We start from the raw sequence: 15,781 nt of genomic DNA, 5'->3' as shown, positions 1-15,781 counted from the left end.
GGCGGCCCTTACTGAGCCGCCTTGTCCGCAGAAATCACTTCGTGAATGTATTCGCGCAGGTCGTCACGCAGATCTTCGCGAGACAGTGCATATGCGACCGTTGCCTGCAGGAAGCCGGACTTGGATCCGCAGTCAAAACGCTGACCTTCGAACTTGTAGCCAAAAACCGGAACACCGTTTCCGATATCTTCGGCGATCGCATCGGTAAGCTGGATTTCGCCACCGCTGCCCTTTTTCTTCTGGTTCAGGTTATAAAGAACCGATGGTCCCAGGATATAGCGCCCGATTACGGCCAGGTTGGACGGCGCGTCCTCTGGTTTGGGTTTTTCCACCATGCCTCGGGTGCGCACGACGGATCCGATATTCTCACCAACATCCAGCACACCATAAGATTGGGTTTTTTCATGCGGAACTTCCATGGCCGCAACCATATTGCCGCCGGTCTCTTGGTAGGCTTCGACCATCTGCTGCAAGCAGGGCTTTTCGGCGGCGATCACATCGTCTGGCAGCATAACGGCAAAAGGCTCGTCCCCGATCAGGCGGCGCGCGCACCACACGGCGTGCCCAAGACCCAGCGCCTTGTGCTGCCGGATATAGGCAATCGCACCGCTCTCCATGTTGGTGGCATTAAGCGTTTCAAGAAGGTCCGTCTTACCTTTGGCCTTTAGCTCTTGCTCAAGGATGTGGTTGTGGTCGAAATAGTCTTCGAGCGCGGATTTCCCCCGCGAAGTTACGAAAATAAACTCGGTGATACCGGCCGCACGCGCCTCGTCGATTGCATATTGTACAAGTGGTCGGTCGACCAGCGTCATGATCTCTTTGGGGACGGACTTAGTTGCCGGCAAAAAGCGTGTACCCAGACCCGCAACTGGAAAAATCGCCTTGGTGACCTTGCGTGCCATGTTACCTCTCAAGTTAAAAAAATTTGCCCGAAAATCGCTTTGCTCTCGTGGCTTCGTCTTAGGCTGTGCGCGCAGAATGATCAACGCCGTTTGATGCAGGATGCTGCGTTATGAGAAATGGTGCCATCACGAGGATTGGGAGTCAAAATGAACTGCGGCAACATGCAGCGGGAAAGCTGAGTATTTTTGCCAAAAAGGAAACAATAATATCGAATAGTGGAAAATTGTTTGCCTACTATCTGATTGATTTGTTCAATCCCTAGGCGGAATTGAAAAACGCCCGAAGCCTGTAGACAGGTGTCGGGCGTCTTTGCTTACGCGTTGGCCATGATTGCCTCAAGTGGATCGTGTTCGGCCACAAAATGATCGGGCTTCACCTCGTTTAATTGAGGCACATAGTCTGTCTGCCCTGCAGACAAACGGCTGGGCAGGAACCGCAACGCCGCTTTCGGATCCATTGGTGAAGGAAGTTCACCCGGCAGTTTAAGCCTCTGGCGGCTGCGCTCGACATCCGGGTCCGGGATTGGCACCGCAGAGATCAATGACTTGGTGTACGGGTGAATAGGTTCGGAACAAATGGCCTCACCATCACCCAATTCGACGATCCGGCCGAGATACAGAACCATGATCCGGTTTGATACGGCACGAACCACGGACAAGTCGTGGCTGATAAAGATCATCGACAGGCCAAACTCCTGCTGGAGCTCGCGTAACAATTCGACAATCTGGGCCTGAATCGAAACATCCAGCGCGGATACGGCCTCATCACAAATGATCAGCTTGGGCTTGTTGATCATCGCCCGCGCGATACCGACTCTTTGGTTTTGTCCGCCGGACAGTTCATGCGGGTAGCGGTTGATCATGTTTGCTTTCAGGCCAACCCTCTCCATCATCTCGGCAACCATCTTCTTACGCTCCCGCTCTGTCAGGTCGGGGCGATAGGTCTTAAGTGGTTCAGCGATCGAAGCTGAGATTGTCATTCTGGGATCCAGACTGGCCAGCGGGTCTTGGAACACGATCTGCAAATCCTTGCGGTATTTGTTCAGTTCCGCCCGCTTTAGTCCAACGATGGGATGACCGAGCCAACTGACATTACCGCCGCTGGGTTCTATAAGCTGTAGTACGGCGCGCGCCAATGTCGACTTGCCGCAGCCCGACTCGCCCACGACACCCAAGGTTTCGCCCTTGCGGATGTCGAAGGTCACACCATCAACTGCTTTCAGAGGTACCTTGCGTCCGAACAGACCGCCAGAGACATGGATCGGGAAGTGAACCTTGACGTCATCGACCTTAAGCAAAGGTTCTTCGGTTTTACCAAGCGCCTTGGGTGCGTCCCCAGCATCAATGCGCGGCATCGCTTCCAGTAGGGTACGGGTGTATTCGTGCTGCGGTGCGCGAAAGATTTCGCGCGTGTCGCCAGCTTCGACAAACTGTCCCAGACGCATCACCTGAATACGGTCGCACATACGCGCAACAACACCCATATCATGCGTGATCAGGGCGATGGCCGTGCCTTCGTCCTTTTGCAGGCGGACCATCAGGTCTAAAATGTCCGCCTGAACCGTTACATCCAGTGCCGTTGTCGGTTCATCCGCGATCAGCAGTTTAGGACTGCACAGCATCGACATTGCGATCATGACACGCTGACGCATGCCGCCCGACAGTTCATGCGGGTATTGGTCCAGACGACGCTTTGCCTCAGGGATGCGAACACGATCCAGCCATTCAAGACACCGGGCACGGGCTGCATTTCCTTGCAAGCCTTCGTGAACCTGTAGCACTTCGCGCATTTGCTGGCCGATCCGCAAATGCGGGGTCAATGCGGTCAGCGGATCCTGAAAGATCATGCCAACGTCGTCGCCCCGGATCTGGTTCAGCTTGTTCACGGGCAGGTTCAGGATTTCCTTGCCGTTCAGCAAAGCCGACCCGCTGGCGCGCCCGGCCGGAGGCAGCAGCCCCATCGCAGCCATAAACGTCTGGCTTTTACCCGATCCGCTTTCGCCAACGATGCCCAGACACTCGCCTGGATTGATGTCAAAGCTGATGCCCTTGACGGCTTCGACAACACCATCCGGTGTATCGAATTGCACGCTCAGGTCCTTTACAGAAAACAGACTCATTTCAGCGATCCTTCGGGTCCAAGGCGTCACGCAGGCCATCGCCGATGAAGAACATCGTGATGATGATGGCGACGTAGAATGTCAGGGGGAACATCAATTGCCAGAGGGTTCCGTAGCCCATAGTACCAGCACCCTCGGCGATCAGACGGCCGAGTGAGGTATAGGGTTCCGAAATTCCCAAACCCAGGAACGAGATAAAGCTTTCGGTCAGGATCATCTCGGGCACCAGCAACGAGGCATAGACAATCACAACACCCAACAGGTTCGGCAGGATGTGGCGATACATGATGGTGAACTCACTAACGCCAGCGGCGCGTGCGGCCTCAATGAATTCACGGTTTTTCAGGGTTAGTGTCTGCCCGCGAACGATCCGCGCCATCGTCAGCCACCCAACCGCGCCAAGGGCGATGAACAGCATAAAGAACGACCGGCCCGCCACGACCAGAAGCAGGATGATGACCAGTGTGGCCGGGATCGCCAGCAAGATGTCAACGAAACGCATCATGATGCCGTCGGTGCGGCCACCGATATATCCGGCCGCAATCCCATAGCAGGTTCCCACGATCAGCGCGGTCGCGGCCCCGATCAGCCCCACCAAAAGCGATGTGGTGGTCGCCTGAATGACACGGCTGTACAGGTCGCGCCCCAGATCATCGACGCCAAAGAAATGCCCGGTCTCGACCGAAGGCATCCCCATGCCCCGGACGTCACCCATGACATTCCAGTCGATTTCTTCGTTATTCCACACGGCAAAATAAGGCCCGATTAGCGTGAACAGAACGATCAGACCCAGAATGAACAGACTGGCCATTGCAGCCTTATTGCGGACAAACCGCATACGCGCGTCCTGCCAGAGCGAGCGGCCCTGAATGACCGTATAGTCGGTGATATCCTCGGCCAGATGCGCGGCTTTTTGTGATTTTCCAAGCATTGCCCGCCCCTCAGTAACGAATTTTCGGATCGAACCAGGCATAGGCCAGGTCGGTCAGCAGGTTCACCAGCACGGTCAGAACGCCATACAGGATCGTGACGCCCAAGAGCACGGCATAGTCTCGTGATAGGGCGGACCCCACATAGGCTTGTCCCAACCCACCGGTTGAAAAGTAGATGTCGACAAAGACCGAACCGGTCAGAACGTAAACAAAAACTGGCCCAAGATAGGATACGACCGGCAGAAGCGTGGGTTTCAGCGCGTGCCGCCAAATGACGGTTCTTGTCGGCAAGCCCTTGGCGCGTGCGGTGCGGATAAAGTTCGAGTTCAGAACTTCCAGCATCGAAGATCGGGTGATCCGGGCGATCGACCCCATGTAAGAGGTCGCCAGAGCGATCACCGGCATGATCAGGTAAGGCCATTGCCCTCCGTTCCATCCGCCCCCGGGCAACCAACCCAGCCAAAGGGTGAAGGTCAGGATCAGGATCGGCCCCATGATGAAGTTCGGCAGCGCCTGTGCCGCGATCCCCAAACCAACTGCGAAATAGTCGATCCAGCTATTGTGCTTGATCGCAGCAGCGATCCCAAGGCTGACACCCACGGCCGTCGCGACAAGGAAGGACAGCGAGCCATAAGTCAACGAAATTGGAAAGCCCTGCGCGATGATGTCATTCACGTCGCGGTCCTTGAACTTGAAGGACGGGCCGAAATCAAAATGCACGACAATGTTGTACAGATAGTCCCAAAGCTGTTTCCACAACGGCTGGTCCAGCCCGTACCGCGCTTCGATATTGGCCAGAACCGCCGGCGGCAGTGGCCGCTCTGACGTGAAAGGTCCACCGGGTGCGAAGTGCATCAAAAAGAAACTTGCAACGATCAGCAAAAGGATCGTTGGGACGGCGATCAGCAACCGCCGGACGATATAGGCAAGCATTTCATGCCCCCAATTATTGGCTTTGCCCCAAAGAGGTCTCCGGGGCAAAGCGTGATCAACAGATGATTATTCAGCGATTTTGTAGAGGTTCTTGGAGTACCAGTTCTGCTCTACGTTATTGACCGGCCAGTTCCCGACGTCGCTGTCCATCATGTAGACGCCAGCATAGTGGTAGATCGGGATTACAGGGGTCTCTTGTGCGATGATCCGCTCGACTTCGGTATACAGAGGCGCGGCATCGTCCGATGTTTTGGCTTGGGCCAAAAGCTCATCAACTTTGGCATTGTTATACTTGCCGTCGTTGTAGCCTGAGTCCGATTGCAGCAGGTCCAGGAAGGTTGAGGCTTCGTTATAGTCGCCACACCAAGCGCCACGGGCCAGATCGAAGTTCTGGTTGCCGCGCTCTTCCAGGAAGATCTTCCATTCCATGTTGGCGAGTTCGGCGTTTACACCCAGCTTCTGCTTCCACATCTGGCTAAGCGCCACGGCGACTTTCTTATGAGCTTCCGAGGTGTTGTAGACCATCTCAAAGCTCAGTGGATTGTCAGGACCATAACCTGCGGCAGCCAGCAGTTCTTTGGCCAGTTCGTCGCGTTCCTGCTGAGACATCGAAGCCATTTCAACTTCGGGAACAGTGAACCCGGCGGTCGCCTCAGGGGCAAAGGTGTAAGCCTGAGGCTGGCCACCTGCCATGATGTTTTCCGTGATGATCTTGCGATCTACTGCCAGCGACAGCGCTTGGCGAACATTCGGGTCCTTGAATGCTTCGGGGCCACCGTCGGATAGGTTGAATGTGTAGTAATAGTTGCACAGGCGCGGGAAGCTAATGGCTTCGTCCGGGTGCTCTTTCTGCAGGCGTGGGAATTGACCTGCGGGAACCTCGGTGCGGTCCAGTTCACCAGCCAGATACCGGGTCAGGGCGACGTTTTCGTCGTTGATGACCAATGCGACAACCTTGTCGACGATAGTGTTGTCGTTGTCCCAGTACATTTCGTTACGCTCGCGAACCGAGCGTTCCTGCGGCAGGTGTTCGGTCAGAACATAAGCCCCGTTCGAGACGATGTTTTCAGGCTTGGTCCACGCGTCGCCAAACTCTTCGATGACTTTCTGCGGGGCAGGGAAGGTCGTGGAATGCGTGGTCATCTGCGCAAAATAGGGCAGAGGGGCGCTCAGCTTGATTTCAAGCGTGTGGTCGTCAATTGCGGTGACGCCCAGCTCATCCACAGGTTTATCGCCTGCAATGATTTCAGCCGCGTTTTCAATCGACATCAGTTCCATGAACCAGGCGTAAGGCGAGGACAGCGCAGGATCGACGGCGCGTTTCCATGCGAAGACAAAGTCACCAGCGGTTACCGGGTCACCGTTTGACCACTTGGCGTCATCGCGAAGGGTAAAGGTATAGACGTCTTTGGTGTCGTTGGTGGTGAATTCGGTGGCGACGCCAGGAACCAGATTACCGTCTTCGTCCTGGTTCATCAGACCTTCAAACAGGTCGCGCACAATCTCGGCGCCCGATACGTCCTCGACGACCTGCGGGTCGACCGAGCTGTGTTCGTCCAGAATACGATAGGTGAATGTCTGATCATCCGCCAATGCTTCGCCGGTTTCAGGGTGCGTTCCGGCGGCCAGTGCCGCGCCGGTGATCATGGTCGAGGTCAGCAGCCCCGCCAGCGTTGTCCGAATATGTTTGTTCATATTTTTTACTCCCGTTTTTTGGCGGCATTGTTGGCCATCCCAACAAGATGGCAGAGAGCCGCCTTGTTTGTCCGACTGCGAAAGAGCGTGTACAGGTCCGAAAATTGCTGAATTGGTTCGCAAAATGGGCTGCGCCGCAGTCTTTCGGTTTTCAGTCGGGAACGTGGTTGCAAAAGTCGCCTTTCACTGAAGCCGACGTTGGCATTATTTAAAAAAAGGTTAAAGCCTCTGCCCGCAAATTAGGCAGTTGTATGCGAATTGTGAAGGAAACGGTGGGGCGCCGGAAATATTATGATGAAACTAGATGCGTTCTTAACATTTTCGTGAACGGTGGCAGCGCAGGACGGCGCCTGACGCTGCGTAAGCCTTTTGACAAACGGCCTCACATATCGCGAATCGCTATCGGCTTAGGGTTGTTTTCATATCTGCGGCAGGGAAACAGGTGGGCACCTGACCGGTCGCTTCCTGCCAGCGCCCGATCGAACGACGGGTTTTGAACCCCGCAAGGCCGTCCGCACCGCCAACGTCATGCCCCTTATGTTCAAGGGCGCGCTGCATAGCTGCGATGTCCGAACGATAGAGATCACCCACTTTGCCCCACTGACCTTGGAAATCGCCGACACCGTATTCAATCCGATCCCCGACATGGCCGACGAAAAGGGCATAAAGATCGCTTTTGTTGTATTCCTTCAGAACATAGAAATTCGGCGTCACCAGAAAGGCCGGGCCACTTCGTCCCGCAGGCATCATCAGGAATCCTTCGCCAGAAAGCTCATGTTGCGGGAAAGGCTTGCCCGAAACTCTGGAAACCCCCATCTTTGCCCAGCCCTGTATTGGGCGTCCCTGATCCGGCCCTTCAAGGGCGCAGGATATGGACTTTGGCACAGAAACCTCGAATCCCCAGTCGCGGCCGGACACCCAGCCATGTTGCGCCAGATAGTTCGCAATAGATGCCATCGTATCCTCGGGCGATGTCCAAATATCGGATCGTCCGTCGCCATTGCCGTCCGCCGCAAAGGTCAAAAAGCTTGACGGCATGAACTGTGGTTGCCCCAGCGCACCGGCCCAACTGCTTTTCATTTCACCCGGCGGCGCATGCCTCGCTTCGGCGATTTGCAATGCCGAGATGAGCTCGCCCGCGAAGTACTCGGATCTGGTGCTCATGAAGCCCTTTGTTCCCAGCACTTCGAAGACGTTATGTCGGATCGGGACCTGACCGTATCCGCTTTCCCGCCCCCAGATGGCCAGAATGATGTGGGATGGAACACCGGTCTTGATCTCAATCTGGGTAAGGGTTGTCGCGTGGCGCTGTGCCATCTTTCGGCCGACGGATGTTGCGCCCTGCACTGTGTTGGCCTTGAAATACCGTGCAGGTGAGCCGAATTCGGCCTGTTTCTGCTGTTTAGGTATTTTTTGTGTCCCCCCCGGAGGGATCAGATCGGGCAGTTTCCAATTAAGGGTAACGCCGTTAAAGGCGCGCTCCATCGTGCGTCGGGAAACACCTTTGGCTTTGGCTTGTGGCCAAACGGTTTCCCATAACCACGTCTGGAATTGCCGCTCAACCGCTCCGCGGTCCAGTGCGGTTGCGTTTGTGGGAAGACACCAGAGGCCAAGTATCACGATAAGCCAACGCATGTGCATAAGGTCTCGCCTGAGGATTGCAGCAAGTCAACACCGACGTCTGACGGCAATTGTCTGCGCGTAATTCCGCGGTTGATCATACCGGGTGCAGGACAATCCCCGGTTACGAAAAACCTTGAGAAAACTCGGAAGTCTGCCGATAGTTGCCTGTAATCAGAGGCAGGAAAGGACAGACAGGAGTGGCCACTATCAGGTTCACAAACGTGTGGCAGACACTTGGTATTGCGATCACAGTTTTCGCTCTTTGCTCGCACGCAGCCTGGGCGAGTGACAGTTTCCTGGATCCACGTGGCCCAATCGCCGAGGTTCAGAGGCTTCACCTGCTGCGCGCGACGGTCCTGATCATGTTGGCGGTTTTGCCTGTTTTGGTTCTGGTACCCTTGATTGCCGTGCGTTACCGGCGACGCAAAGAAGGTGCCGCCGAGTATCGGCCAAACTGGGACTTCTCGTCCCCACTTGAATTCGTCATGTGGGGTATTCCGGTTCTGATCGTGGCCGTATTGTCCTTCTATCTTTGGAAAGCCACCCATCGTCTGGATCCGTATACAGCGCCCTTTGGTGAAACACCTGCCTTAAATGTGCAGGTCGTGGGATTGGATTGGAAATGGCTGTTTATCTACCCGGACCTAGGCATCGCCAGCGTTGGCGAGATGGGGATACCCGTCAAACAGCAGATTGCGATGACGTTGACCACGGACACCGTGATGCAATCTTTCATGATCCCCGCTCTGGCAGGCCAGATCTATGCCATGCCGGGAATGACAACCAAACTGCATGTTGTGGCAGACGCCCCGGCGACCATGCAGGGTGAAAATACACAATATAACGGCCGGGGCTTCACCAAGCAAAAGTTTCAGACCCTGGCCATGCAGCCAGACGCATTCTCCGATTGGGTCGACACTGTCCGGGCCAACGGAATTCCCTTGACCGCAGACACATACCGAACATTGGCCATGCGCACGGACCGAGATGAGGTGCAGGCCGCTTTGGGTACATCTGACATGCCGGATAATGCACTGTATTTCACCACAGAAGGCGCGGATTTGTTTCAGACAATCCTGCACCGATACCACCACGGAGAACCGTTGCCCGCAGATCAACAGCCGGGAACGGCAGAATACGGGCAGGAGGCGCAGCAATGAGTTCTGCGGATACGAGTTTCTTTGGCCGACTAAGCTGGGAGTCGTTCCCTCTGGCCGGCCTCATCCAAACTCCGAACGCGAATGAAATCGTCGCCAATGCCGCTGCGGGCGTTGTGATCGTTGGTATTCTGGTTGTTGTCGGCGCCTTGACGTGGTTCCGCCTTTGGGGACCACTTTGGCGCGATTGGCTGACAAGCGCAGACCACAAGAAAATCGGCATCATGTATATTGTCTTCGCGATTGTGATGCTGGCGCGCGGGGTCCTTGAAGGCGTGGTCATGCGCGCGCAACAAGCAGCGGGTCCTGGCGACGGGTTTCTTGAAGCCGAACACTTTGCCGAATTGTTCAGCACGCATGGCACCATCATGATCTTTTTCGTGGCCGTGCCTTTTGTTTTCGGACTGGCGAACTTTCTGGTTCCCTTGATGATTGGTGCGCGCGACGTCGCATTTCCCGTGATGAATCAGATCAGTCTTGGTCTGACAGTCTCGGCGGGGATGATGCTGATGGTTTCTTTGCTTGTCGGTGAATTCTCGACCGGGGGCTGGACGGCTTATCCGCCCTATACGGGTGCCGCTTTCAATCCCGGAGTTGGGCCGGACTACTGGATTTGGGCAATCGTTGTTTCGGGGATCGGGACGACGCTGACCGGGATCAATTTCGCGGTCACGATTTACAAGTTGCGTGCGCCGGGCATGAAATTCATGCGTTTGCCGATGTATTGCTGGACGATTATCTGCAGCTCGATCCTGATCGTATTTGCGATGCCGCCGCTGGGTGTCGCGGCCTTGATGCTGGCCGCCGACCGGTACCTGGATTTTCATTTCTTCACCAATGACCTTGGCGGCAACATGATGAACTATGCCAACCTGTTCTGGCTGTTCGGGCACCCCGAGGTTTATTTGCTGGTTCTTCCCGCATACGGAATTTATTCCGAGGTTTTCGCGACATTCTCGGCCAAGCGGCTTTACGGCTACAATTCCTTGGTCATCGCGACGATGTCCATTGCGGTGCTGTCCTTCACCGTCTGGCTGCACCACTTTTTCACAATGGGTCAAAGCGCGCTGATCAATGCGGTCTTTGGTATTGCGACCATGCTGATCGCTATCCCCACCGGGGTAAAAGTGTATGACTGGATGGCGACCCTGTTCCGGGGACGTATTCGGTTTTCGGTGCCGATGCTCTATGGTTTGGCGTTCCTGATGCTCTTTGTCATCGGGGGGCTTTCGGGCGTGATTCTTGCAAACCCGACCGTGGATTATCAGGTTCACAACACGCTGTTTCTGGTTGCCCATTTCCACAACGTGCTGCTGCCCGGGGTCCTGTTTGGCCTACTGGCAGGGTATAATTACTGGTTCCCCAAAGCCTTCGGGTTCCGCCTGAACGAAATCTGGGGCCGTATCACGGTTGTCTTGTGGACGGTCGGTTTCATGCTGACGTTCCTGCCCCTTTACTTTGTTGGCCTGATGGGGATGCCGCGCCGGTCTTTCAGTTGGGAAGACCCGAGTTTTCATCCCTATATGATCGTGGCCGTTTTGGGGTCTCTGGTTATTTTGTCTGCCCTGCTTGCTGTAGTGGTGCAATTGTGGGTCAGCATTCGGGACCGCGAGAAAACCCGCGTCCCGGTTGGCGACCCGTGGGATGCCCGCACGCTGGAATGGTCAATTCCCGCACCCCCTCCGCCATACAATTTTGCCATTATTCCGCATGTCACCGACCGCGATGACTTTGCCGCCGCAAAGGAAAGGGGCACGGCTTATCCGGCGCCGGACGCTTATGAGGACATCACCCTTCCACGCAATACACGGATTGGATTCATACTCTGCGTACTCAGCGGCGTTTGGATGTTTGCCTTGGTTTGGTGGATCTGGTGGTTAGCGGCGTTGGTCACCATTCTGATGTTGTTGTCTTTCGTTGCGTGGACGTTCAAAACGGACATCGAAGAGGTTATTCCAGCCGCGCAGGTTCAAGAGGAGCATGAGGCCTGGCTGGATCTTGTCCATGCCTCTGCCCCTATTAATCGCGACTTTGAAATCTCGTCGGAAAATCGGGGGCGCGCGGGTCCGGACCTGGAGGTCGCCACATGAAGCGCGCACCAACACACAGTTATCCCGGCCTGAACCTTGGTCGTCGGCATCCGGGTGCTGACAAGGCCAGCGAAGTTGTCACCTTCGGTTTTTGGGTCTTCCTGATGAGCGATCTGGTCTATTTCGGGCTGATGTTCGCCATTTATATCACCATGATCGACGCTCAGGCAGGTGGGCCGGGACCGCACGAACTGTTTGATCTAAAAAGCATCTTTGCGCAAACCCTGATCCTGCTGACAAGCAGCCTGACGGTCGGGCTGGCGATGTTGGCCCTGAAATACAACCTGCCGCGTTCGCGGATCGTGCTGTGGTTCGGCGTGACCTTGGTATTGGGGCTCAGCTTTTTGGTGCTGGAAATCCGCGACTTTGTCGCCATGGCGGACAAAGGCGGCATCCCGCAGCGCAGCGGATTTCTGTCCGCGTTTTATGGTCTTGTGCCGCTGCACGGTCTGCACGTCGCCGCCGGGTGTCTGTGGCTGATTGTTTTGGGCATCCAATTGCGACTGATGGGGCTGACGGATTTGCTGATGTCGCGCGTGGTCCGGCTGGCGCTGTTTTGGCATTTCCTTGATCTGATCTGGATCGGGATCATAACGATCGTTTATTTCGGAGGCCTGACCTATGGATAGACGCAGCGAAATGCACAGGCGCGAGCGGCGGCGTTATGTCATTGGTTACGGCGGTTCACTTTTACTGACGATAGCCGTCTTTTCCATCGCCTATGTCTTTGGGATCGAAACCAAAGGGGTCTATCTGGCAATCGGCCTTCTTGGGCTGGCGCAACTTATCGTTCAACTGGTTTATTTCCTTCATATCGACCGTCGGCGCAGTAGCCGCGAAGACCTTGACCTAGTGCTGTTTTCGACGCTGGTCCTTCTGATCATCATCGTTGGAACAGTCTGGATCATGGGCAATCTGGCAGTCCGTATGCATACCATTCCGATGTGACCAAACCGCGATTAATAACGGAGACCGTCAAAATGAAATCCTTTAAAACCGTCGCGGCGGTGGCAATGCTGATTGCTGTGGGCGTTGGCCTGCTAATGTTCTGGCGCCATCAAGAACGGTACCCATCAACCAAGGATGCCTATGTGGGGGCCAATATCGTCAATGTGGCCGCTCAGGTCACGGGGCGGGTGGACGAGGTCGCGGTCGTGGAAAATCAGGCAATCAAGGTCGGCGACTTGCTGTTTACAATTGACGACACCCAATTCAGCGCGTCGGTGGATCAATCCAGGGCTAATCTTGGCAGCGCCGAACAACAGGCGGAATCCTACGCCACTCAGATCGCTGCAGCCGAAGCTTTGGTTGCATCTGCACAATCGGCCTTTGAAACGTCCAAGAAAAATCTTGAACGTTCCAAGGCTCTTTTTGCGACCGGTGATCTGGCGCAGGCGTCATTGGATCAGGCGACCTCGGATTTCGCGCAAGTCTCAGCCCGGCTGACAACCAGTCAATCAGGTCTGTTGGCCTTGCAAAGCGGTTTGCAGGCCAAACAGGACGATGTTCTGTCCGCTCGGGCTCAGTTGGAGATTGACGAGGCCAATCTTGCCTGGACCAAAGTTTTTGCAACCGCGGATGGATGGATCGCTAACCTGACATTGCGCCCCGGCTCCGCCGTACCCGCAAACGCGCCTCAGTTTTCGATTGTTGAATCCTCAGAATGGTGGGTGGACGCGAATTTCAAGGAAACGTCGCTGTCACGTATCAGACCCGGACAGCCGGTGAAAATTCAAATCGACATGCTGCCGGGGGTGACACTTAGCGGGACAGTCGACTCCATCGGCCGCGGTTCGGGGGATACGTTTTCATTACTGCCTTCCGAGAATGCCACTGGTAACTGGGTCAAGGTTACGCGCCGCTTTCCAGTGCGGGTCAAACTTGATCCAACGGATGCCCCGTTGCGTGCAGGAGGCAGCACGAAGGTCACGGTAGATACGACCTCGGATCAGGCCGGGGAATGACACCGTCGACCGCAGGCCACGTCAATCGGGTGATCGTCGTCGCCGTGGTGCTGAGCGCCATTCTCGAGGTGTTGGACAGCACGATCGTCAATGTCGCGCTGCCTCATATTCAAGCAGCTTTCGGCGCAACCACCGATCAGGCAACATGGATTCTGACCAGCTATATTGTCTCGGCCGTTATTGTCATGCCCCTGACCGGGTTCGTTGCCCGCAGGGTAGGACGACGGCGATTGATACTGTCGGCTGTGATCGGTTTTGCCTCCATGTCGGTCATGTGTGGGCTGTCCTGGAGCCTGGAAACCATCGTGGCTTTCCGGTTGGCACAAGGCATGTTCGGGGCTTTCCTAATTCCCTTGTCCCAATCCATTTTGTTCGATGCCTTCCCGCGCGAGAAACGAGGACAGGCAATGGCCGTCTTTGGGCTTGGGGTCGTCGTTGCACCGGTACTTGGCCCAACGATTGGCGCGATATTGACCGAGTATTTCTCGTGGCGAATGGTGTTTTTCGTAAATCTGCCGGTTGCCGCTATGGCGTTGTTGCTTTTGGCCGGAGAACTACCGGACGACGAAACCGAAGATGTGCGGATCGACTGGAAAGGTCTGGCGCTGTTGGCGATTGGGATCGGTTGCTTGCAATTTGTTTTGGATCAGGGGGAAACCAAGGACTGGTTGTCCTCGCGCGTCATTCAGATTGCACTGATTGCTTCGGTTCTGGGCGCGCTTGGGTTCCTTGTTCACGGTCTGTCCTCGAAAACGCCGGTTGTCGACCTTCGCCTTTTTGCAGACCGAAACTTTGCCCTTTGCAATCTGGTAATCGCAGGATTTGCAATCTCGCTGTTTGGTGGAATTGCCATATTGCCAACCTTTGTACAGAACCTGTTGGACTACCCGGTTATCGAGTCCGGCCACCTATTCATCCCCAGAGGCATCGCGGCGGGCGCTTCAATGGTTTTGACGGGCGCTGTTTTGTCATCCCGGTTCGATCCTCGTGTTCTGGCCGGGCTTGGCATGCTCCTGACCGCTATTGGGAATTTCATGCTTGGTGCGCTTAATCTGGACGCGGGGTTTTGGCAGTTGGCCTGGCCGGGCGCTGTAAGCGGGCTGGGCATGGGTCTTGTGTTTGTCCCCATGTCTATTCTGGCGTTTGAGAGCATTTCGCAAGCGCGCCAGGATGAGGCTTCGGGTCTGTTCAATGTCACACGACAGCTTGGATCATCGGTTGGAATTTCTTTGGTTGGAACATGGGTCGTTCGCGGATTGCAGACCAATACATCGGTGCTGGGCCAAAACGTAACGCCGTACAGTACTGCTGCGCAGAACTATCTGGGACCGCTTGGTTTGACGCCGGACAGCGCAGAGGGCGCGGCAATTCTCGGTCAGGAGGTTTCTCGGCAGGCCGAGTTGATCTCTTATCTGACCGTATTCAACAATTTGGGTTTGTTGGCGTTGGCGACGATACCATTGCTGTTGTTCTGCAGGGCTCCAAAGCCGGGGGCGCAGGTCGCTGTGCACGCCCATTAGCGGGTGATGACAAGCCCCAGCCAAAGGGCTGACCAACACAGGATGATGCTTAGGAAGATGTTGCCTGCGGCCAATGCAATCGTGCGCTCTCGTCTCAGTTCCAAAGATTGATAGGCGAAACTGGAAAACGTCGTGAACCCGCCACAAAAGCCAAAGACCAATCGCCTTTCGTGTTCGCCCATATCGGCGGGACCCCCAAGATAGCCGATCCACAAACCCAAAATTAGGCTTCCCAGCACATTGACGATCAGCGTCGACACTGGAAGATCGTGCCGGATCATCAATGCGATTGCATGGCGCAAAACAGCGCCCAGCCCTCCGCCCAGACCAAACATCGCGTGAAGGAACAGGTCGTTCATTCGCCTGACCTCTGGCCAAGGGCATGCCGTCCGATCCATTCGCCAAGGATGGCCGCTGCGATACCGATGACGACTTCTAGTGCGGCTGCGGTTGCTGCGTTCACGACGCTGGTTTCCGCCAGACGTTCGAGCTCCTGGACAAAAGACGAGAAGGTGGATAACCCGCCGCAGAACCCGACGGCGCCAAAATGCAGCACATGAGCATGAACGCGATGTCGGATCGAATAAAGCCAACCCAGAACGAAACACGCCACGACATTGATCCCGAAGGTCGCGGTAAAAATCGGGGCACCCGGGATCGTCGTTGAAAGGCTTTCGCGCAACAGCGAACCAGCGGCCCCACCGACAAATACGGCCAAAAACATAAGGGCCCAGGTTCGAAACGCTGGTCGCGTCTTTATTACAGCCAATGATCCCGCCCAAGTTTACCTGTCTTTCCAGATACAGACAGCAAACAACGTGATCAACAGAAGACCCGACTTCACA

14 protein-coding genes are annotated in these 15,781 nt (G+C 55.5%); 6 read left to right on the top strand and 8 right to left on the bottom strand.

Features of this window, described 5'->3' with window-relative positions; genetic code table 11:
- Positions 1-8: 8 nt before the first annotated feature.
- The 6 genes from galU to RUESEDTHA_RS18865 form a co-directional block, all read right to left on the bottom strand.
- On the bottom strand, positions 9-902 hold the full coding sequence (gene galU / locus RUESEDTHA_RS18890; RefSeq protein ID WP_180888221.1) for a UTP--glucose-1-phosphate uridylyltransferase GalU: 894 nt from the start codon (positions 900-902) through the stop codon (positions 9-11).
- Between the two features lie 314 nt (positions 903-1,216).
- A complete protein-coding gene (locus RUESEDTHA_RS18885) occupies positions 1,217-3,022 on the bottom strand; it encodes an ABC transporter ATP-binding protein (protein ID WP_171125186.1) in 1,806 nt (601 codons plus the stop codon).
- Position 3,023: 1 nt separating this feature from the next.
- Positions 3,024-3,953, bottom strand: a complete 930-nt coding sequence (locus RUESEDTHA_RS18880) for an ABC transporter permease subunit (protein ID WP_170389022.1) — start codon at positions 3,951-3,953, stop codon at positions 3,024-3,026.
- A 10-nt stretch (positions 3,954-3,963) separates the two neighbouring features.
- On the bottom strand, positions 3,964-4,887 hold the full coding sequence (oppB, locus tag RUESEDTHA_RS18875) for an oligopeptide ABC transporter permease OppB (RefSeq protein WP_171212408.1): 924 nt from the start codon (positions 4,885-4,887) through the stop codon (positions 3,964-3,966).
- Between the two features lie 66 nt (positions 4,888-4,953).
- Positions 4,954-6,582: a peptide ABC transporter substrate-binding protein gene (locus tag RUESEDTHA_RS18870; RefSeq protein ID WP_180888220.1), complete on the bottom strand. Its 1,629-nt coding sequence runs from the start codon at positions 6,580-6,582 to the stop codon at positions 4,954-4,956.
- A gap of 399 nt (positions 6,583-6,981) precedes the next feature.
- Positions 6,982-8,217 carry a lytic murein transglycosylase gene (locus RUESEDTHA_RS18865; RefSeq protein ID WP_180888219.1) on the bottom strand — a complete coding sequence of 412 codons (1,236 nt, stop codon included), beginning with the start codon at positions 8,215-8,217 and terminating at the stop codon, positions 6,982-6,984.
- Positions 8,218-8,402: 185 nt separating this feature from the next.
- Here RUESEDTHA_RS18865 and RUESEDTHA_RS18860 point away from each other — a divergent pair, with 185 nt between their 5' ends.
- From RUESEDTHA_RS18860 to RUESEDTHA_RS18835, 6 genes are read left to right on the top strand one after another with little or no spacing between them, the layout of a single operon-like run.
- Entirely contained in the window at positions 8,403-9,365 is a 963-nt protein-coding gene (locus tag RUESEDTHA_RS18860; protein WP_255431824.1) for a cytochrome ubiquinol oxidase subunit II, read from the top strand.
- Entirely contained in the window at positions 9,362-11,452 is a 2,091-nt protein-coding gene (locus tag RUESEDTHA_RS18855; RefSeq protein ID WP_180888218.1) for a cbb3-type cytochrome c oxidase subunit I, read from the top strand. Before RUESEDTHA_RS18860 ends, RUESEDTHA_RS18855 begins: the two co-directional genes overlap by 4 nt.
- On the top strand, positions 11,449-12,081 hold the full coding sequence (locus tag RUESEDTHA_RS18850) for a cytochrome c oxidase subunit 3 (protein ID WP_180888217.1): 633 nt from the start codon (positions 11,449-11,451) through the stop codon (positions 12,079-12,081). The genes RUESEDTHA_RS18855 and RUESEDTHA_RS18850 overlap by 4 nt, the downstream gene beginning before the upstream one ends.
- The gene (locus RUESEDTHA_RS18845; RefSeq protein WP_180888216.1) at positions 12,074-12,400 is read left to right on the top strand and encodes a cytochrome o ubiquinol/quinol oxidase subunit IV; all 327 of its coding nucleotides are present in this window, start codon (positions 12,074-12,076) and stop codon (positions 12,398-12,400) included. Before RUESEDTHA_RS18850 ends, RUESEDTHA_RS18845 begins: the two co-directional genes overlap by 8 nt.
- 32 nt (positions 12,401-12,432) lie before the next feature.
- Positions 12,433-13,416: an HlyD family secretion protein gene (locus RUESEDTHA_RS18840; protein WP_180888215.1), complete on the top strand. Its 984-nt coding sequence runs from the start codon at positions 12,433-12,435 to the stop codon at positions 13,414-13,416.
- Positions 13,413-14,936: a DHA2 family efflux MFS transporter permease subunit gene (locus tag RUESEDTHA_RS18835; protein WP_180888214.1), complete on the top strand. Its 1,524-nt coding sequence runs from the start codon at positions 13,413-13,415 to the stop codon at positions 14,934-14,936. Before RUESEDTHA_RS18840 ends, RUESEDTHA_RS18835 begins: the two co-directional genes overlap by 4 nt.
- Here the strand turns inward: RUESEDTHA_RS18835 and RUESEDTHA_RS18830 are convergent.
- Positions 14,933-15,295 carry a CrcB family protein gene (locus tag RUESEDTHA_RS18830; protein ID WP_171212401.1) on the bottom strand — a complete coding sequence of 121 codons (363 nt, stop codon included), beginning with the start codon at positions 15,293-15,295 and terminating at the stop codon, positions 14,933-14,935. The two genes, RUESEDTHA_RS18835 and RUESEDTHA_RS18830, sit on opposite strands and share 4 nt — an antisense overlap.
- The gene (locus RUESEDTHA_RS18825) at positions 15,292-15,660 is read right to left on the bottom strand and encodes a CrcB family protein (RefSeq protein WP_180888303.1); all 369 of its coding nucleotides are present in this window, start codon (positions 15,658-15,660) and stop codon (positions 15,292-15,294) included. Before RUESEDTHA_RS18825 ends, RUESEDTHA_RS18830 begins: the two co-directional genes overlap by 4 nt.
- Between the last annotated feature and the right edge of the window lie 121 nt (positions 15,661-15,781).

The organism is Ruegeria sp. THAF57 (genome assembly GCF_903914075.1).
In the GTDB taxonomy this organism is placed as follows: Bacteria; Pseudomonadota; Alphaproteobacteria; order Rhodobacterales; family Rhodobacteraceae; genus Ruegeria.
This window is presented reverse-complemented; position numbering and strand designations above follow the sequence as displayed.